This window comes from Burkholderia sp. SR8, from assembly GCF_052851275.1.
In genome coordinates this window covers 215,332-233,032 of record NZ_JAULUC010000002.1, presented here as the reverse complement: position 1 = coordinate 233,032, position 17,701 = coordinate 215,332, and the positions used below count along the sequence as shown (strand labels likewise).

Sequence of the window (17,701 nt, the reverse complement as noted above, 5' to 3'; positions counted from 1 at the left end):
ATACAAGCGGTAAAACCCCAGTATAGCGCCGCGTGTGGTCGAGGCCCGTTTTTTGCGCGGCGGGGAACTATCCGCGCGCAGGAAAAATCCCAGAAACAATGTTATGGTGCATTGCACAAAGTTGAACGGTGCACCCAGAGTCGTACCCCTATTTTTCCTGACTGCGAGCCCGATCGATGACCAAAAGTCTGACGAAGGTATGGCTGGGCGGCATGAAACGCATGCTGTCTCCGGTCGCCAAACGTGCGGCGCGCGACGCGCAGCGGATCGCGCGCGATGCGTTCGAGGCCGCAGCATCGCCCGCCGCAACCGATCTGTCCCCGCCGCGCGAGTCGCGCGTGCGGCCGCGCGCCGCCGCATGGGCGGCCGGCGAGTGGACGCGCGGCGAGCATCCGATGGCGCCCGCGCTCGGCCGCCTGGTCCAGCAGCTCGCTTACGCGCTCTATATACCGCCGGGCCGCCCGCGTGGCCCACGGCCGCTCGTCGTGATGCTGCACGGCTGTCAGCAGTCCGCCGACGAGTTCGCGCACGGCACGCGGATGAACCTGCTGGCCGACCGGCACGGCTTCGCGGTGCTGTACCCCGAGCAGTCGCAGCGTGCGCACGCGCACGGCTGCTGGCACTGGTATGAAGACACCGACCGCGCGGGCCGCGGCGAAGCCGATGCGGTCGCGTCGCTCGTCGATGCGCTCGTCGACGAGCACGGCTTCGACGCGTCGCGCGTCTACGTTGCGGGGCTCTCGGCCGGCGCCGGCCTCGCGGCGCTGCTCGCGCTGCATCATCCGGACCGCTTCGCGGCGGTCGCGCTGCACTCCGGCCCCGCGCTCGGCGAGGCGAATTCCGGCATCACCGCGATGGACGTGATGCGGCGCGGGCTGCGGCAGAACCCGGCCGCCACCGTCGACGCGCTGATCGACGCCAGTGCGTACCCGGGCATGCCGGCGCTGATCGTGCAGGGTGACGGCGACCGTGTCGTCGCGCCGAAGAACGCCGACCAGCTGACGGTGCAGTTCATGCGGCTGAACGGGCTCGCGGACAGCCGCGGCGCGCTGCGCGGCGGCGAGCGCGTCGAAACGCGCGATGCAGGCGCGCAGATCACCGACGTGCGCCGGGACGGCGAGCCGATCGTGCGGCTTTGCCACGTGAAGGGGCTCGATCACGCGTGGGCGGGCGGCGACGAAGCGGTGCCGTTTCATGCGGCCGTCGGCCCCGATGCGAGCGCGATGATCTGGTCTTTTTTCGAGCACAATCGTCGCGCTGTGGCGACCGAACGACGCACCGATTGATCGACGCTAGCCAAAGCCTAGGGTTTTCCCTATAATTCGGGAAAACCCTAGTCAAAGAACCTTTGGATTGCGAGATCGAACATGTACCTGCTGAGCCACCTCTTCCTGATGCTGACCAAGAACGCTGAAAAGGCCGCGAAAGAGCGCGCCGACGCGTACCTGTCCGAAGCGACCGACATCTACGATCTCGAATTCCGCATGCGCAAGATCGATCGCGAAGCGGCGATGAACCGTCCGTTCTCGTTCGGTTCGCGTTAAGCAGCGCAGCGCGGGCCGGCGCGTCAGCCGGTCCGGCACCTCACGCAAAAGGGCGTGTGCGGCAAGCAGCCGCACACGCCCTTTTTGCGTTCGGCGCGAAGCGTTGCGTCAGAGCACCGTCAGCCGCACCGGCACGTTGTTGCGGGTCGCGTTCGAGTACGGGCACACGTGGTGCGCCTTGTCGACCAGCGCCTGCGCGTCCGCCTTGTCGAGCCGCGGCAGCGACACGCGCAACTCGATGTCCAGGCCGAAGCCGCCTGCGTCGTTCGGGCCGATGCCCACTTCCGCAGTCACCTGCGTATCCGCCGGCAGCGTCTGCTTGTTCTGACCGGCGACGAATTTCATCGCGCTCAGGAAACAGGCCGAGTAACCTGCAGCAAACAGCTGTTCCGGATTCGTGCCTTCCGCGCCCGTGCCGCCGAGCTCGCGCGGCGCGGCCAGCTTCACTTCCAGCTTGTTGTCTGCGGATACCGCGCGGCCGTCGCGGCCGCCGGTGCTCGTGGCGCTGGTCTTGTACAGAATGTTCATCATGCAGCTCCTGTCGGAAGAAGGGAAGAAAGCGGTCCGGACGAACGCTCGGTCGCGGACCACGTCAAAAATATAGAACACAAATAATTTGTGTGCAAATGAATTTTTGAAGAAAAAGCCCGGCGGCGCCGGGCCCGTTTACGATTCACCGTTTCGTCAGTCGTCGTTCGACGTCGCCAACGCATTGCGCAGCTGCTGCAGATCCGCGCGCAGCCTGAGAAGGAACTCGGGTGTCTGCTGCATCGCGCAGAAGAGCTCGGCCGGCACCGACCGCGCCTTGTCCTTCAGCGCGCGGCCTTCGGCCGTCACGCGCACGTTCACGACGCGCTCGTCCGTCGCGCTGCGCACGCGTTCGACATAGCCGAGCGCCTCGAGCCGCTTCAGCAGCGGCGTGACGGTCGCCGGGTCGAGGTCGAGGCGGGCGGCGATGTCCTTCACCGCGATGTCGTCGCGCTCCCACAGCACGAGCATCGCCAGATATTGGGGATAGGTCAGCGACAGCTTGTCGAGCAACGGCTTGTACGCCTTCGTCATCGCATGCGAAGTCGAGTAGAGCGCGAAGCAGAGTTGCTCGTCGAGCGTCTGGGGCAATGGGGGCAGGCGGTCCATGATCGGCGGCTGGCGCGGCTCACGCGCTAACGATTTGCACGCAAATTATTTTGCGCGCAAAAGATTGCGTTGAACAGGGGCGGCGCGGGGAAGCGGGTGTAGAAGGAGAGGTGCCCGGTCAGCCGGGCCGCGGAATCGACGGCCGGCAGCGTGCGCGCTGCCGGCCGTGCCGGCGTCAGCGGCCGGACGTGGGCGTCGGCGCATCCGGCTCCTGAACGCCGAAGCAGCCGCGATAGGTCGCGTAGAACGAGCAGTACATCATCGTGACGATGATGATCGTCACCGGCATCATGATCGTCAGCACGTAGGCGCCGGCGCCGAGCGCCTGCAGCAGCAGCGACAGCCCGAACGACGCGCCGAGCGCGACGCCGAACCACAGCAGCCCGTACACGACGAACGCCCCGCGATTGCGCCAGCAGCTAACGACGCTGAAGAACAGCGCCTTGGCGGGCGGAATGTCATGCCACGCGGTGAGCACCGGCGCGAACCAGAACAGCATCGCGACCGGCGCATAGAGCAGCGTCGCGAACAGCAGCGCGCCGAGCGTGCCCTGCGTCGCGAGCGTTTCCGGCGTCGCGTTTGCGTCGCCCGTCGCGCCGAGCATCATGTGAAGCAGCCCGCCGCCGTCGATGATCGACGACGCGGCGAACACCAGCACCATCAGCGCGACGTAGACGACGCCGAGCACCAGCAGCCGCTGCGTCGTCGCGGTGCCGTACGAGCGGAAGCCGTCGATCAGGATCGTCGGCATCACCGGCTTGCCGGCCACCGTGTCGCGGCACGCGGCCATGAAGCCGACCGCAATGCCCGGAATGAACAGCAGCGGCAGTGCCGCGCCGATCACCGGCACCATCGACACCAGCGTGATCGCGAGCAGGTACGTGAAGAACAGCGTGATGAACGCGAGCGGGTTCCGGCGGAACAGCCAGATGCCTTGACGGAACCAGACATAGCCCGTTTTCGCGGGCACTTCGATCAGTTGCATGCGGTATGGGTCTCGGGAAGCACGGGCGTGTGGGCGATACGCTCACGCAGGATCCGTTCGAAATGACCGGGGTCGTGCGGCTTGAGCATCTCGGCCGCGCGCGGCAGGTAGAAATCGTACAGGCGCGACACCCAGAAGCGGTACGCGCCCGCGCGCAGCATGTCGGGCCAGTGGCGGCGCTCCTCGGCCGTGAAGGGCCGAACCGTCTGATACGCGCGCAGCAACGCGTCCGCGCGCGCGACGTCCAGCCAGCCCGTCGCGAGGTCGACGCACCAGTCGTTGACGGTCACCGCAACGTCGAACAGCCATTTGTCGCAGCCGGCGAAATAGAAATCGAAGAAGCCGCCGAGCCGGACGGCATGGCCGGTATCCGGTGCCGCGTGCGCGAACAGCACGTTGTCGCGGAACAGGTCGCAGTGGCACGGGCCGCCCGGAAGCGCCGCGTAGTCGCCGGACGCGAAGAACGCCGTCTGGTGCGCGAGTTCGCCCTCGAGCAGCGCGCGCTGCGCGTCGGAAATGAACGGCACGATCGCCGGCACGTTCTCCTGCCACCACGGCAGGCTGCGCAGGTTCGGCTGCTGGCGCGGATAGTCGCGCCCGGCGAGGTGCAGGCGCGCGAGCATCTGCCCGACCTCGATGCAGTGTTCGACCCCCGGCGCGAGTTCGGCGGCACCGTCGAGCTTCGTGACGATCGCCGCCGGCTTGCCGTGCAGCTTGCCGAACAGCGCGCCGTCATCGCGCGGGACCGGATCGGGCACCGGCACGCCGTGGCTCGCCAGATGGCGCATCAGGTCCAGGTAGAACGGCAGCTGCTCCGCGGTCAGCTTCTCGAAGATCGTCAGGACGTACTCGCCGCGCGTCGTCGTCAGGAAGAAATTGCTGTTTTCGATGCCGGACGGGATGCCGCGGAACGCCAGCACGTCGCCCAGTTCGTAGTGGCGCATCCATTGCGCGAGATCGGAGTCGGAAACAGCGGTGAAAACGGCCATGCGAGATGCGTCTGGTCAGTTGTCGGCACGCGCGGTGGCGTGCGGCGCGACAGGAGGTGAAGGGAGAGCCGGCGCGCCGCGTCGGGTTCGGCGCGGCGCGGCGGGAAATCAGTAGCGCAGGTTGACCGACGGCAGGCGCGTGATCGGGACGCCCGCGTCGTGCGGCTTCGGCGACGTGTCGGGCGTCGAGCTCATCTGGTAGCGGGTGCCGAAGTTCGACTTCACGTCGATCTCGACCGGCTTGCCGCGATCGCGATACTCGGTGACCTCGGTGCCGTTCTTGCTTTTCTCGTGGAAGCTCGGCGTGCGGCGAATGTCGGCGAAGTCGACTTTCGACGTGACTTCGGCGCCCGGCCGGTTGATCTTGCGGAGATCGGGCAGGCCGGCGGCTTCGTTGGCTTCGGCCCGGGCCTGTGCGTCGGCGTCGGGCGTGCCGCCGGCGGCGTAGGCTGCGCCTGCGGCGGCAAACGTGCCAGCGAACGCGGCGGCAGCGGCGACGAGAATGAGCGGCTTCATGATGAGTCTCCAGTGAACTTGTCGATTTTAGCAAATACTGCGCGCGGGCCGGCCCTCTCGTGCAAGCGGCATGCAAGCGTACGGCCATGAGGGCGACCGGGTTCCGTGGTAATGTCGTTCGATCAGACGAGGTGATGAAAATGAAGAACGATTTGAGCCGCCGGCACCGGGTGCTGACGCCCGAGAGCCCGCCCGTCGAAGCTTTCGACGATTCCGTTGCCGCCGTCGCGCGGCTGTCGGCCATCTACGACACCAACACCGGCTTCCTGCGCGACGCGTTCGCGCGCTATCGCCGCCACGAACCGTTCACGGAGCACGTGCGTGCGTGCTATCCGTTCGTGCGGATTCGCACCGACGTCAACACGCACGTCGATTCGCGCCGTTCGTACGGCTTCGTCGCGGGCCCCGGCGTGTTCGAGACGACGGTCACGCGCCCGGACCTGTTCGCGAACTACTATCGCGAGCAGCTGCGCCTGCTGTCGAAGAACCACCATGTGAAGATCGAGATCGGCGTGTCGTCGCAGCCGATTCCGATTCACTTCGCGTTCCCCGAAGGCATCCACCTCGAGGGCGAACTCGACCGCGACCGCCTGCTCGCGATGCGCGACATCTTCGACACGCCCGACCTGTCGTATCTCGACGATCGCATCGTCAACGGCACGTTCGAGCCGGCGCCCGGCGAGCCGCATCCGCTCGCGCTGTTCACCGCCGCACGCGTCGACTTCTCGCTGCACCGGCTGCGCCACTACACGGCGACGTCGCCCACGCACTTCCAGAACTACGTGCTCTACACGAATTACCAGTTCTACATCGACGAATTCGTGAAGCTCGGCCGCACGCTGATGACGGAGAGCACCGATCCCGACGTGCGCGAGTACCGCAGCCAGTACAGCGCGTTCGTCGAACCGGGCGACGTGATCACGTACAACGCGAATCTCGGCAGCGAGCCGGCCGAGGGTGCCGCACCGCCGCGGCTGCCGCAGATGCCCGCGTATCACCTGAAGCGCGCGGACGGCAGCGGGATCACGATGGTCAACATCGGCGTCGGTCCGTCGAACGCGAAGACGATCACCGACCACATCGCGGTGCTGCGTCCGCATGCGTGGGTGATGCTCGGTCACTGCGCGGGCCTGCGCAACACGCAGCGCCTCGGCGACTACGTGCTCGCACACGGTTACGTGCGCGAGGATCACGTGCTCGACGCAGACTTGCCGCTGTGGGTGCCGATCCCGGCGCTCGCGGAAGTGCAGCTCGCGCTGGAACGCGGCGTCGCGGAAGTCACGCGGCTCGAAGGCGCCGAACTGAAGCGCGTGATGCGCACGGGCACGGTCGCAAGCGTCGACAACCGCAACTGGGAGTTGCGCGATCATCGCGAGCCCGTGCAGCGGCTGTCGCAGAGCCGCGCGATCGCGCTCGACATGGAAAGCGCGACGATCGCCGCGAACGGGTTCCGCTTCCGCGTGCCGTACGGCACGCTGCTGTGCGTGTCGGACAAGCCGCTGCACGGCGAGCTGAAGCTGCCGGGCATGGCCGACACGTTCTATCGCGGGCAGGTCGATCAACACCTGCAGATCGGCGTGAAAGCGATGGAGATCCTGCGCACGAACGGGCTCGACAAGCTGCATAGCCGCAAGCTCCGGAGCTTCGCGGAAGTGGCGTTCCAGTAACGCGACGCTGCGCAGCCGCGCCAGCAACGACAAAGGCCGCACGCGAACCATCGTTCGCGTGCGGCCTCGTTGTTTGCGCTTCTTTACGCGTCAGCGCGCGAGCCGCTCGGCCCGGCGCTCAGCGGCTCAGCATTCGCCCTTCTTCGCGTGTCCCGGCGGGCAGTGATAGCCGCCGCGGCCTTCGCGACCATGATGGCGCTCGTGGTCTTCCCACTCGCGGCGCTCCCAGTAGCGCTGGCCGTCCCAGTAGCGGTCGCCGTGCCAGCCGATCACCACCACCGGCGCCGGCGCCACGACGACCGGTGCGGGCGTGCCGATGTTGACGTCGACGTTGACGGCGTGGGCGAGGCCGGACAGCGAAAGACCGAGGCCGGCGAAGGCGAGCGCGATCAGCGAGCGTTTCATGTTGTTTTCCGTGATGTCGTTGTCAAAAGGCCGGCGCGACGCGATGGACGCGAGGGGGGATCGTTCCACCGGGGGGACGCCACGCCGACGAGAAGAAGTGTGCGGGTGCGGCGCGAAAAAGGCGAGGCGAGTTTGTTACGGCGGATTGTCGCGAAAGAGGCTTGGCCGGTGAATGGCAGCCGGCCTCATTTGACATTGACGCACCGCAGGCGACGAGCATGGCCCCTTCGTCGCGCGATGCGGGTCGCGCCGATTTGACATTCGGCGGCGCGCGGCGGCACCGCGCGATTAATGCGGTGTTACAAATGACACGCGGCAGGCGGCGACATCGCCGGGCCTGCCGCGCGGGAAGCGACGTGCCGGCCGCGAGGCCGGCCATCGACGTCGATCGAATTACAGATAGAACATGCGGTCTTCTTCGGGCCGCGGCGGATGACCGTCGCCATCGTCCGAACCTTCTTCCTCGCCGCTGTCCTCGTAGAACGCGAGTACCGCGTCGAGCACCTGGTCGGGATCGTCGATCACCTGCATCAGGTCCATGTCTTCCGGATTGATCAGGCCATTCGGAATCAGCTGGTCGCGGAACCACTGCAGCAACCCCTTCCAGAACTCGCTGCCGACGAGGATGATCGGCACGAGGCGCGACTTCTTCGTCTGGATCAGCGTGAGCACTTCGGACAGTTCATCGAGCGTGCCGAAGCCGCCCGGCATCACGATCACCGCGTCGGAGTTCTTCACGAACGTGACCTTGCGCGTGAAGAAGTGGCGGAAGCGCAGCGAGATGTCCTGGTAGTGGTTGCCGGCCTGCTCGTGCGGCAGTTCGATGTTCAGGCCGACCGACGGCGCCTTGCCGGCGTGCGCGCCCTTGTTCGCGGCTTCCATGATGCCGGGGCCGCCGCCGGAGATCACCGCGAAGCCGGCGTCGGACAGCTTGCGCGCGATCTGCACCGCGAGCTTGTAGTGCGCCGTATCGGGCTTCAGACGGGCAGAACCGTAGATGCTGACGGCCGGGCGGATCTCCGACAGGTACTCGGTCGCCTCGATAAACTCTGCCATAATCGTGAACATCTGCCACGATGCGCGCGCCTTCTTGGCCGTCGCGCGTTCTTGATCTGCGAGCGACCGCAGACTCGGAATCACTTTTCTCTTGTTCATAATGCCTGAAGAACGAAATCTGGAAGGTAAGACCCTGCTATTGGTTGACGGTTCGAGCTATCTGTATCGGGCTTACCATGCGATGCCTGATTTGCGTGGCCCTGGCGGGGAGCCGACCGGAGCGCTCTACGGAATCATCAACATGCTGCGCCGTATGCGCAAGGAAGTCAGTGCAGAGTATAGCGCTTGCGTGTTCGATGCAAAGGGCAAGACGTTCCGCGACGACCTTTATGCCGACTATAAGGCAAACCGTCCGTCGATGCCGCCCGATCTCGCACTGCAGGTCGAACCGATCCACGGCGCGGTGCGCGCGCTCGGCTGGCCGCTGCTGATGGTCGAAGGCGTCGAGGCCGACGACGTGATCGGCACGCTCGCGCGCGAAGCCGAGCGGCACGGGATGAACGTGATCGTGTCGACCGGCGACAAGGATCTCGCGCAGCTCGTCACCGATCGCGTCACGCTCGTCAACACGATGACGAACGAGACGCTCGATCGCGATGGCGTGATCGCGAAGTTCGGTGTGCCGCCCGAGCGGATCATCGACTACCTGTCGCTGATCGGCGATACCGTCGACAACGTGCCGGGCGTCGAGAAGTGCGGACCGAAGACGGCCGTGAAATGGCTGTCGCAATACGACAGTCTCGACGGCGTGATCGCGCATGCGGACGAGATCAAGGGCGTGGTCGGCGACAACCTGCGCCGCGCGCTCGATTTCCTGCCGCTCGGCCGCAAGCTCGTGACCGTCGACACGTCGTGCGATCTCACGCCGCATCTCGAATCGATCGAAGCGTCGCTGAAGACGGACGGCGAAGCACGCGACCTGCTGCGCGACATCTTCGCGCGCTACGGCTTCAAGACGTGGCTGCGGGAAGTCGACAGCGCACCCGCCGAAGGCGGCGGCGCCGATGCGCCGGAAGGCGATCCCGCGCCGGTGGTGGCGACGGACATCGTCCGCGAATACGACACGATCCAGACCTGGGAGCAGTTCGACGCGTGGTTCGCGAAGATCGCTGCGGCCGCACTGACCGCGTTCGACACCGAAACCACTTCGCTCGATCCGATGACCGCACGGCTCGTCGGCCTGTCGTTCTCGGTCGAGCCCGGCAAGGCCGCGTATCTGCCGGTCGCGCATCGCGGCCCCGACCTGCCCGAGCAGCTGCCGCTCGACGACGTGCTCGCGCGTCTGAAGCCGTGGCTCGAATCGGCCGATCGCAAGAAGGTCGGCCAGCACCTGAAGTACGACGCGCAGGTGCTCGCGAACTACGGGATCGCACTGGATGGCATCGAGCACGACACGCTGCTCGAATCGTACGTGCTCGAATCGCACCGCACGCACGACATGGACAGCCTCGCGCTGCGTCATCTGGGCGTCAAGACGATCAAGTACGAAGACGTGGCCGGCAAGGGCGCGAAGCAGATCGGCTTCGACGAGGTGGCGCTCGACCAGGCCGCCGCTTACGCGGCCGAAGACGCGGACATCACGCTGCAGCTGCATCACGCGATGTATCCGCAGGTCGCGCGCGAAGCGGGCCTCGAGCGCGTGTACCGCGACATCGAGATGCCGGTGTCGCTCGTGCTGCGCAAGATGGAGCGCACCGGCGTGCTGATCGACGACGCACTGCTGCAGGCGCAAAGCAGCGAGATCGCGACGCGGCTCATCGAGCTCGAAGGCCAGGCGTACGAGCTGGCCGGCGGCGAGTTCAATCTCGGCTCGCCGAAGCAGATCGGACAGATCTTCTTCGAGAAGCTGCAGTTGCCGGTCGTGAAGAAAACGCCGAGCGGCGCGCCGTCGACCGACGAAGAAGTGCTGCAGAAGCTCGCCGAGGATTATCCGCTGCCGAAGCTGCTGCTCGAGCATCGCGGGCTGTCGAAGCTGAAGTCGACGTACACCGACAAACTGCCGCGTATGGTGAATCCGGCGACCGGCCGCGTGCACACGAATTATGCGCAGGCCGTCGCGGTCACGGGCCGTCTTGCGTCGAACGATCCCAATCTTCAGAACATTCCGGTGCGCACGGCAGAAGGCCGGCGGATCCGCGAAGCGTTCATCGCATCGCCGGGCCACCGGATCGTGTCGGCCGACTATTCGCAGATCGAACTGCGGATCATGGCGCACATCTCCGGCGACGCGTCGCTGCTGCGCGCGTTCTCGCAGGGCGAGGACATCCACCGTGCAACGGCCGCCGAAGTGTTCGGCGTGACGCCGCTGGAGGTCAACTCCGACCAGCGCCGGATCGCGAAGGTGATCAACTTCGGGCTGATCTACGGGATGAGCGCGTTCGGCCTCGCATCGAACCTCGGCATCACGCGCGATGCGGCGAAGCTCTATATCGACCGCTATTTCGCGCGCTACCCCGGCGTCGCGCAGTACATGGAAGACACGCGCACCGCCGCGAAGGACAAGGGCTACGTCGAAACCGTTTTCGGCCGCCGCCTGTGGCTGCCGGAGATCAACGGCGGCAACGGCCCGCGCCGTCAGGCCGCCGAGCGCGCGGCGATCAATGCACCGATGCAGGGCACGGCGGCCGATCTGATCAAGCTGTCGATGATCGCGGTCGACGACTGGCTCACGCGCGACCGGCTCGCGTCGCGAATGATCATGCAGGTGCACGATGAACTGGTGCTCGAGGTGCCCGACGACGAACTGTCGCTCGTGCGCGAGAAGCTGCCGGAAATGATGTGCGGCGTCGCGAAGCTGAAGGTGCCGCTGGTCGCCGAAGTGGGCGCCGGCGCGAACTGGGAAGAGGCACACTGACGCACCCCCGCGCGATTCCCGTTTCCCGCGGCATATTGTTGCAGGGATGCTGAATATCGAGATGGTTTGCTTGTGGTCAACGCGCAAGCTCCCGGACAATGCAGGTCAGTCAGGCCATTGTCGCGGGGGCAGCGCGCCCGCGTTCCGGGATCGCACGCATCGAAGTGTTTCGAACTGCACATCGATGATGTCCGAACCGGTTAATCCAACGGGCGGCGCGAACGCATCGCGTCTGCATCGTCCGGCGGCAGCAGTTTCGAATCGCAAAGGGGGAATCAGATGCATCGGATCATCATCGTAGGGGGAGGCGCGGGCGGCCTCGAACTGGCGACGCGGCTCGGCGACCGTTACGGTGCGCGCGGCAATCGTCCCGCGCGTGCGCTCGTCACGCTCGTCGACCGCAATCCGACCCACATCTGGAAGCCGCTGCTGCACGAAGTCGCGGCGGGCAGCATGGACCCGTTCACGCAGGAACTCGAATATGCGGCGCAGGCACGCTGGCATGGCTTCGAGTTTCAGCAGGGCGAACTGACGGCGCTCGATCGCGCGGCGAAGCGCATCACGCTGTCGCCGGTCAACGACAGCGACGGCGCGGAACTGCTGCCGGCGCGCGACCTCGAATACGACACGCTGGTGATCGCGATCGGCAGCACGACGCACTTCTTCGGCGTGCAGGGCGCGGCCCAGAACGCGATCGCGCTCGATACGGTCGGCGAGGCCGAGCGCTTCCGCAAGCGCCTGATCGCCGCATGCATGCGCGCCGAGCATCAGGCGCCGGCGGAGCCTGCGCCGGGGGCGGCGGCCGAGCCGCGCATCCAGGTCGTGATCGTCGGCGGCGGCGCGACGGGCGTCGAGTTGTCCGCGGAGCTGCGCAACACCGCGCAGGTGTTGTCCGTGTACGGTCTGCACAAGCTCGATCCGCGGCATGACGTCGGCATCGTGCTGATCGAATCGGGGCCGCGCATCCTGCCGGCGCTGCAGGAGCGCGTGTCGGCTGCGACGGCCGAACTGCTCGAAAAGCTCGGCGTGCGGCTGATGCTCGCGGAGCGCGTGACCGAAGTCGGGCCGGGCGTCGTGCATACCGCGAGCGGCAAGGCCGTGCGCGCGGATCTCACGGTCTGGGCGGCCGGCATCAAGGCGCCGGCCGTGCTGTCGAATCTCGACGGCCTGCAGGTCAACAAGCTCGGCCAGCTCGACGTGCGCCGCACGCTGCAGACCTTCACCGACGACAACGTGTTCGCGCTCGGCGACTGCGCGGCCTGCGCGTGGCCGGGCAACGAACGCAACGTACCGCCGCGCGCGCAGGCCGCGCACCAGCAGGCGAGCTTCCTGCTGAAGGCGATCGGCTGCCGGCTCGACGGCCGTCCGCTACCCGAATTCACGTATCGCGATTTCGGCTCGCTCGTATCGCTCGGTCACTTCAGCGCGGTCGGCAACCTGATGGGCGGCCTGATCGGCGGCAACATGCTGATCGAGGGGCTGTTCGCGCGGTTCATGTACATGTCGCTGTACCGGCTGCACATCGCCGCGCTGCACGGCTATCCGCGGATGATGCTCGATACGGTCGCGCACTGGCTGCGCCGCACGACGTTGCCGCGCGTCAAGCTGCACTGATACCGCGGACAGCCGCGCACCGGACGGGCAGGGAGCACGCATCGAGCGGGTTTCCTGCTCGTTGTCGTTTCGGGACCGTGATGGTCGCGCATACCGATGCGGGGCCGTTTGTCGCACACGCTTCTTCGCTTCATGCGAGCGCATTCGATCGCGCAGCGGCGCCCATCGTCCCGCCGCGGCGCCGCGATCGATGCGACCGCATTACTTGCTCGTAATCGAGTCTTACACATCCGACAGTTGACGCGACAACGGATTATTGGGCATCTTGTCCGGGTTTTCGCGTGGCGGCGGGGTGCCAACCGCCGCGACATCCGCGCCGTCCGCCGGCGCGATGCCCCGTCAGGCCCGATTCGGCCGTGGCGGCGGCGCCCAATCGAGGAGTGCATTCATGTTGAAACCCGAAGTCGACAGCCTGGTTCCCCACGTTCCGTTCTCGCGCCGCAAGTTCATGCAGGCCGCGCTGGGCGGCACTTTCGCGGCGGCGGTGCTGCCCGTGTCGGCGCAGACGGTCACCACCGACAGCACCGGGCTGGACGTCGACACCATCGAGATCCGCTCGGGCGACGCGAGCATCCCCGCGTATCGCGCGCAGCCGGTCGACAAGACGAACCTGCCGGTCGTCATCGTGATCCACGAGATCTTCGGCGTGCACGCGCATATCGCGGATGTGTGCCGCCGCTTCGCGAAGCTCGGCTATCTGGCGATCGCGCCGGACCTGTTCGCGCGGCAGGGCAACGCGGCGAAGTATCCGACGATGAAGGAGCTGTACGACCACATCATCAGCAAGGTGCCGGACCGGCAGGTCACCGAGGATCTCGATGCGACCGTCGCGTGGGCCGGCAAGAACGGCGGCGACCTGTCGCGTCTTGGCGTGACGGGGTTCTGCTGGGGTGGGCGCCAGGCGTGGCTGTATGCGGAGCACAATCCGCACGTGCGCGCGGCCGTCGCGTGGTACGGGTTCGTCGAGGGCAAGACCGACGAGATGACGCCGTTCAATCCGGTCGACCATGCGTCGCTGCTGAAGGTGCCGGTGCTCGGCCTGTACGGCGAGAAGGACACGAACATCACGCAGGCATCGCTCGCCGACATGCGCAAGGCGATCCAGACGAGCGATTCGCAACTCGCGCGCCAGTCGGAGATCGTCGTGTATCCGGACGCCGGTCACGCGTTCTTCGCCGATTACCGGCCGAGTTACGTGAAAGGCGATGCCGAGGACGGCTGGAAGCGCGCGATCGAGTGGTTCCACAAGTACGGCGTGATGTAAACGACGAGCGGCGGCACCGGCCGCCGCGGCATCGGCCGCCGCGGCACCGGCCGCCGCTTCATCATCAACGCGCCGCAGTTGCTTACGGATTCGGGCCGGTTGCGATCGGCCGCGACGGATCGGCGCTCCATTCGCTCCACGAACCCGGATACAGCGACGCGCCATGCAGCCCCGCGACCTCGAGTGCGAGCGCGTTGTGGCATGCGGTCACGCCGGACCCGCATTGCAGGATTACGTTGTTCGGTTCGGTGCCGGCCAGCAGCGCGGTGAACGTCTCGCGCAATTCGTGGCCGGTCTTGAAGCGGCCGTCGGCGTTCAGGTTGTCCTTGAAGAAGCGGTTGCGCGCGCCGGGAATGTGGCCGCCGACACGATCGATCGTTTCGTTTTCGCCGCGATAGCGATCGGGCGCGCGCGCATCGATCACGACGCGGCTCGCCGACGTCACGTTCGCCAGCACCGCTGCCGCGTCGACCGTCGATTCGAGCGGTGGTCCCGCGCGGAAGTCGCCCGCGGCCGGGTGCGGCACGTCGGTCGTCAGCGGCTGGCCCGCTGCTTCCCATGCCTGCAGGCCGCCGTCGAGCACCGCGACCGAATCGTGCCCGAGCCAGCGCAGCAGCCACCACAGCCGCGCCGCATAGGCGCCGCCCTGCGCGTCGTACGCGACCACCTGCTGGCCCTGCTTGACGCCGCGGCTGGCCATCAGCGTGGCGAACGCGTCGCGCGTCGGCAGCGGATGGCGGCCGTTGGTGCCGGTCTTGCGGCCGGACAGGTCGCGGTCGAGGTGAAGATATTGCGCGCCCGGAATGTGGCCGGCCGCATAGGCGGCTTCGCCCGCGGCCGGATCGACGAGGTCGAAGCGGCAGTCGAACACGGCGACGCTGCCCGGCGCCGCGGCCAGACGCTCGGCGAGATTCGCTGCGGAGATCAGCGTGGTGTAGTGGGTGTGTGGCATGACGGCTCCCTGGAGTGCAAACGGCCTGATACTCCAAGTCTAAACAAAAAAAGACGGGCCGAAACCCGTCTTTTCATATGCCGAATGCCGGGCGGCGCCGATGCGCCGCACTCGGGATCAGATGTCGCCGAGCTGGCGCCGAAGGAACTCGTGGAAATGCTGCATGCCGTCTTCCATCGGGCTCTGGTACGGGCCCACCTGCGATTCGCCGCGCGCCATCAGCGCCCGGCGGCCGGCGTCCATGCGCATCGCGATTTCGTCGTCCTCGACGGCCGTCTCCATATAGGCGGCGCGCTCGGCCTCGACGAACTCGCGTTCGAACAGCGCGATTTCCTCGGGGTAATAGAACTCGACGATGTTGGTCGTCTTCTGCGGGCCGCGCGGAATCAGCCACGACACGACGAGCACGTGCGGATACCACTCGATCATCAGGCCCGGGTAATAGACCATCCAGATCGCGCCGAACTCGGGCGGCACGCCGTTGCGGAACTTGAGCACCTGCTCGTGCCACTTCTGGTAGGTCGCGCTGCCCGGTTTCGCGAGCGCGTTGTGCACGCCGACCGTCTGCACGCTGTACCAGTCGCCGAACTCCCACTTGAGATCGTCGCACGACACGAAGCTGCCGAGGCCCGGGTGGAACGGGACGACGTGGTAATCCTCGAGGTAGACCTCGATGAACGTCTTCCAGTTGTAGTCGCACTCGTGCACTTCGACATGATCGAACAGGTATTCGGAGAAGTCGAAGTGATGCTTGGTGCCGAGGTTCGCGAGATCGCGCGCGACGTTGCGGCCTTCGGCCTCGAACAGCAGCCCCTGCCAGTTCTGCAGCGGGCTCTTGCCGAGGTTCAGGCACGGCTTGTCGGGGAAGTGCGGCGCGCCGAGCAGCTGGCCTTCCAGATCGTACGTCCAGCGGTGCAGCGGGCACACGATGTTCTGCGTGTGGCCGCGCCCATTCAGCATGATCGCCTGCCGGTGACGGCACACGTTCGACAGCAGTTCGATCTGGTTCGCCGGATTGCGGACCAGCACGCGGCCTTCCTGCTCGGACGGCAGCGCAAAGTAATCCCCCGCCTCGGGCACCATCAATTCGTGCCCGACGTAACGAGGTCCTTTCTTGAAGAGGGTTTCGATCTCGCGCTCGAGTAGCGCCTCATCGAAATATGCAGTGACTGGAAGCTGGCTGTGAGCCGACTTCAACTGAAGCGCATCGCTCAGATTGGACATTCCCACTCCCGGTGTTAGCGTGAAAGCAGTGAACAACCCAACCATCGAAAAATCGATTTAGGGAAACGGAGAATTATACCCGGTTCGCCCCGCAAGGCCAGGATTAAGTGCCTGATTTGTGTCAATTTTTTGTCGGCCTGCGACCGATTGGCGCACAATGTGTGCCCAGGAAGGGGCCGGAGTGCGGGGTCGGGTGGGCAAGTCGGCAGGTCGGAAAATTCTCTTTTGCCGTAGAATGTCCGACTTGTTTTGAAATTTGACACCCTCGTCCATGGCGAAAACCGCATCCCCAGGCGCCACCCCGCCCGACAACGGCACCGAGCCGTTGCCGGACAACTATGAAACGGCGCTCGCGGAACTCGAGACGCTGGTTGCCCGGATGGAAGGTGGCGCGCTGAGTCTCGAGGATTCGCTCGCTGCGTATCGCCGCGGTGCGACCCTCGTTGCGTTTTGCCAACAGCAGCTCGAGAAAGTGGAACAGCAGGTTCGCGTGCTCGACGGCGCGACGCTGAAGCCGCTCTCATCCGGAACGGCCGCCACGGACGGCGAAGACGACGATCTATGACATTCGAACAATGGATGCGGTCCGTGCTCGACCGTGTCGAGGACGCACTCGGCCACTATTTGCCGGCCGACAACGTGGTGCCCACGCAACTCCACGAAGCGATGCGCTACGCGGTCCTCGGCGGCGGCAAGCGCGTTCGCCCGCTGCTGTGCCATGCAGCAGGCGAACTGACCGGCGCGACCGAGGCGGCGCGCAACGCGGCGGCGGCGGCGCTGGAGATGATCCACGTCTATTCGCTCGTGCATGACGACATGCCGTGCATGGACGACGACGCGCTGCGGCGCGGCAAGCCGACCGTGCACGTGCAGTACGACGAGCCGATGGCGCTGCTGGTCGGCGACGCGCTGCAGTCGCAGGCATTCGTCGCGCTGACCGACGCCGCCGCGCTGTCGCCGGTGCAGCAGGCCGCGCTCGTGCGCGAGCTGGCACTGGCGAGCGGCTCGATCGGCATGGCCGGCGGGCAGGCGATCGACCTGGCGAGCGTCGGCCTCAAGCTGACGCGCGAGCAGCTCGAGACGATGCACCGGATGAAGACGGGCGCGCTGCTGCGCGCGGCCGTGCGGATGGGCGCGCTGGCGGGCGACACGCCGTCGGCGGACGCGATGGCTGCACTCGACGTCTATGCGGGCGCCGTGGGTCTGGCGTTCCAGGTCGTCGACGACATTCTCGACGTCACGACCGATTCGGCGACGCTCGGCAAGACGGCCGGCAAGGATGCGGCGAACGACAAGCCGACCTACGTATCGATCCTCGGCCTCGACGCGTCGCGCGAGCTCGCAGCGCAGCTGCGCGCCGAAGCGCACGATGCGCTGAAACCGTTCGGCGCACGCGCACAGCGTCTCGCCGAACTTGCCGACCTGGTGGTGAACCGGGTCAGCTGACGCGAAGCCCGCCGCTGCGCACACGCTACGGTGCGTGCAATAGAATGC

At 66.3% G+C, this 17,701-nt stretch carries 17 protein-coding genes; 8 read left to right on the top strand and 9 right to left on the bottom strand.

Translation table 11 applies throughout. The features are described 5' to 3' along the window. Positions 1 to 176: 176 nt before the first annotated feature. On the top strand, positions 177 to 1,286 hold the full coding sequence (locus tag Q3A80_RS03320) for an extracellular catalytic domain type 1 short-chain-length polyhydroxyalkanoate depolymerase (protein ID WP_446327647.1): 1,110 nt from the start codon (positions 177 to 179) through the stop codon (positions 1,284 to 1,286). Positions 1,287 to 1,367: 81 nt separating this feature from the next. Next, positions 1,368 to 1,544: a DUF3563 family protein gene (locus Q3A80_RS03315; protein ID WP_006753395.1), complete on the top strand. Its 177-nt coding sequence runs from the start codon at positions 1,368 to 1,370 to the stop codon at positions 1,542 to 1,544. Positions 1,545 to 1,652: 108 nt separating this feature from the next. On the opposite strand, the gene Q3A80_RS03310 is transcribed toward Q3A80_RS03315, so the two are convergent. From Q3A80_RS03310 to Q3A80_RS03290, 5 genes are all read right to left on the bottom strand, one after another. Then, on the bottom strand, positions 1,653 to 2,072 hold the full coding sequence (locus Q3A80_RS03310; protein WP_446327804.1) for an organic hydroperoxide resistance protein: 420 nt from the start codon (positions 2,070 to 2,072) through the stop codon (positions 1,653 to 1,655). 156 nt (positions 2,073 to 2,228) lie between these two features. Beyond that, positions 2,229 to 2,681 carry a MarR family winged helix-turn-helix transcriptional regulator gene (locus Q3A80_RS03305; protein WP_446327646.1) on the bottom strand — a complete coding sequence of 151 codons (453 nt, stop codon included), beginning with the start codon at positions 2,679 to 2,681 and terminating at the stop codon, positions 2,229 to 2,231. A 175-nt stretch (positions 2,682 to 2,856) separates the two neighbouring features. Continuing rightward, positions 2,857 to 3,666 (bottom strand): BPSS1780 family membrane protein, encoded by an 810-nt coding sequence (locus Q3A80_RS03300; protein WP_446327645.1) that lies wholly within the window; start codon positions 3,664 to 3,666, stop codon positions 2,857 to 2,859. Continuing rightward, the gene (locus Q3A80_RS03295) at positions 3,657 to 4,655 is read right to left on the bottom strand and encodes a homoserine kinase (protein WP_446327644.1); all 999 of its coding nucleotides are present in this window, start codon (positions 4,653 to 4,655) and stop codon (positions 3,657 to 3,659) included. Before Q3A80_RS03295 ends, Q3A80_RS03300 begins: the two co-directional genes overlap by 10 nt. A gap of 108 nt (positions 4,656 to 4,763) precedes the next feature. Beyond that, the gene (locus Q3A80_RS03290) at positions 4,764 to 5,171 is read right to left on the bottom strand and encodes a hypothetical protein (RefSeq protein WP_446327643.1); all 408 of its coding nucleotides are present in this window, start codon (positions 5,169 to 5,171) and stop codon (positions 4,764 to 4,766) included. A 140-nt stretch (positions 5,172 to 5,311) separates the two neighbouring features. On the opposite strand from Q3A80_RS03290, the gene Q3A80_RS03285 reads away from it, so the two are divergent. Next, a complete protein-coding gene (locus tag Q3A80_RS03285; RefSeq protein WP_446327642.1) occupies positions 5,312 to 6,838 on the top strand; it encodes an AMP nucleosidase in 1,527 nt (508 codons plus the stop codon). A gap of 126 nt (positions 6,839 to 6,964) precedes the next feature. Here Q3A80_RS03285 and Q3A80_RS03280 read toward each other — a convergent pair whose 3' ends face one another. Then, positions 6,965 to 7,243 (bottom strand): hypothetical protein, encoded by a 279-nt coding sequence (locus tag Q3A80_RS03280; protein ID WP_446327641.1) that lies wholly within the window; start codon positions 7,241 to 7,243, stop codon positions 6,965 to 6,967. A 393-nt stretch (positions 7,244 to 7,636) separates the two neighbouring features. After that, positions 7,637 to 8,398 carry an LOG family protein gene (locus Q3A80_RS03275; protein WP_446327640.1) on the bottom strand — a complete coding sequence of 254 codons (762 nt, stop codon included), beginning with the start codon at positions 8,396 to 8,398 and terminating at the stop codon, positions 7,637 to 7,639. A 1-nt stretch (position 8,399) separates the two neighbouring features. Between Q3A80_RS03275 and polA the strand changes: the two genes are divergently transcribed. The 3 genes from polA (at position 8,400) to Q3A80_RS03260 (ending at position 14,031) form a co-directional block, all read left to right on the top strand. After that, positions 8,400 to 11,153: a DNA polymerase I gene (polA, locus tag Q3A80_RS03270; protein WP_446327639.1), complete on the top strand. Its 2,754-nt coding sequence runs from the start codon at positions 8,400 to 8,402 to the stop codon at positions 11,151 to 11,153. Positions 11,154 to 11,432: 279 nt separating this feature from the next. Further along, entirely contained in the window at positions 11,433 to 12,767 is a 1,335-nt protein-coding gene (locus Q3A80_RS03265) for an NAD(P)/FAD-dependent oxidoreductase (protein ID WP_446327638.1), read from the top strand. A 388-nt stretch (positions 12,768 to 13,155) separates the two neighbouring features. Next, complete coding sequence (locus Q3A80_RS03260) at positions 13,156 to 14,031, top strand: dienelactone hydrolase family protein (protein ID WP_446327637.1); 876 nt, start codon at positions 13,156 to 13,158, stop codon at positions 14,029 to 14,031. Between the two features lie 82 nt (positions 14,032 to 14,113). On the opposite strand, the gene Q3A80_RS03255 is transcribed toward Q3A80_RS03260, so the two are convergent. Then, positions 14,114 to 14,983 carry a sulfurtransferase gene (locus tag Q3A80_RS03255; protein WP_446327636.1) on the bottom strand — a complete coding sequence of 290 codons (870 nt, stop codon included), beginning with the start codon at positions 14,981 to 14,983 and terminating at the stop codon, positions 14,114 to 14,116. A gap of 117 nt (positions 14,984 to 15,100) precedes the next feature. Continuing rightward, entirely contained in the window at positions 15,101 to 16,207 is a 1,107-nt protein-coding gene (locus Q3A80_RS03250) for an aromatic ring-hydroxylating oxygenase subunit alpha (RefSeq protein WP_446327635.1), read from the bottom strand. A gap of 271 nt (positions 16,208 to 16,478) precedes the next feature. On the opposite strand from Q3A80_RS03250, the gene Q3A80_RS03245 reads away from it, so the two are divergent. Both Q3A80_RS03245 and Q3A80_RS03240 read left to right on the top strand, forming a co-directional pair. After that, positions 16,479 to 16,772 carry an exodeoxyribonuclease VII small subunit gene (locus Q3A80_RS03245; RefSeq protein WP_107309864.1) on the top strand — a complete coding sequence of 98 codons (294 nt, stop codon included), beginning with the start codon at positions 16,479 to 16,481 and terminating at the stop codon, positions 16,770 to 16,772. Then, the gene (locus Q3A80_RS03240; protein ID WP_446327634.1) at positions 16,769 to 17,653 is read left to right on the top strand and encodes a polyprenyl synthetase family protein; all 885 of its coding nucleotides are present in this window, start codon (positions 16,769 to 16,771) and stop codon (positions 17,651 to 17,653) included. Before Q3A80_RS03245 ends, Q3A80_RS03240 begins: the two co-directional genes overlap by 4 nt. Positions 17,654 to 17,701 lie beyond the last annotated feature (48 nt).

Excerpts from the sequence above, each read along its gene's own strand:
- Q3A80_RS03320 (WP_446327647.1), top strand. The coding sequence starts at position 177 with ATGACCAAAAGTCTGACGAAGGTATGGCTGGGCGGCATGAAACGCATG.
- Q3A80_RS03315 (WP_006753395.1), top strand. The coding sequence starts at position 1,368 with ATGTACCTGCTGAGCCACCTCTTCCTGATGCTGACCAAGAACGCTGAA.
- Q3A80_RS03310 (WP_446327804.1), bottom strand. The coding sequence starts at position 2,072 with ATGAACATTCTGTACAAGACCAGCGCCACGAGCACCGGCGGCCGCGAC.
- Q3A80_RS03305 (WP_446327646.1), bottom strand. The coding sequence starts at position 2,681 with ATGGACCGCCTGCCCCCATTGCCCCAGACGCTCGACGAGCAACTCTGC.
- Q3A80_RS03300 (WP_446327645.1), bottom strand. The coding sequence starts at position 3,666 with ATGCAACTGATCGAAGTGCCCGCGAAAACGGGCTATGTCTGGTTCCGT.
- Q3A80_RS03295 (WP_446327644.1), bottom strand. The coding sequence starts at position 4,655 with ATGGCCGTTTTCACCGCTGTTTCCGACTCCGATCTCGCGCAATGGATG.
- Q3A80_RS03290 (WP_446327643.1), bottom strand. The coding sequence starts at position 5,171 with ATGAAGCCGCTCATTCTCGTCGCCGCTGCCGCCGCGTTCGCTGGCACG.
- Q3A80_RS03285 (WP_446327642.1), top strand. The coding sequence starts at position 5,312 with ATGAAGAACGATTTGAGCCGCCGGCACCGGGTGCTGACGCCCGAGAGC.
- Q3A80_RS03280 (WP_446327641.1), bottom strand. The coding sequence starts at position 7,243 with ATGAAACGCTCGCTGATCGCGCTCGCCTTCGCCGGCCTCGGTCTTTCG.
- Q3A80_RS03275 (WP_446327640.1), bottom strand. The coding sequence starts at position 8,398 with ATGAACAAGAGAAAAGTGATTCCGAGTCTGCGGTCGCTCGCAGATCAA.
- polA (WP_446327639.1), top strand. The coding sequence starts at position 8,400 with ATGCCTGAAGAACGAAATCTGGAAGGTAAGACCCTGCTATTGGTTGAC.
- Q3A80_RS03265 (WP_446327638.1), top strand. The coding sequence starts at position 11,433 with ATGCATCGGATCATCATCGTAGGGGGAGGCGCGGGCGGCCTCGAACTG.
- Q3A80_RS03260 (WP_446327637.1), top strand. The coding sequence starts at position 13,156 with ATGTTGAAACCCGAAGTCGACAGCCTGGTTCCCCACGTTCCGTTCTCG.
- Q3A80_RS03255 (WP_446327636.1), bottom strand. The coding sequence starts at position 14,983 with ATGCCACACACCCACTACACCACGCTGATCTCCGCAGCGAATCTCGCC.
- Q3A80_RS03250 (WP_446327635.1), bottom strand. The coding sequence starts at position 16,207 with ATGTCCAATCTGAGCGATGCGCTTCAGTTGAAGTCGGCTCACAGCCAG.
- Q3A80_RS03245 (WP_107309864.1), top strand. The coding sequence starts at position 16,479 with ATGGCGAAAACCGCATCCCCAGGCGCCACCCCGCCCGACAACGGCACC.
- Q3A80_RS03240 (WP_446327634.1), top strand. The coding sequence starts at position 16,769 with ATGACATTCGAACAATGGATGCGGTCCGTGCTCGACCGTGTCGAGGAC.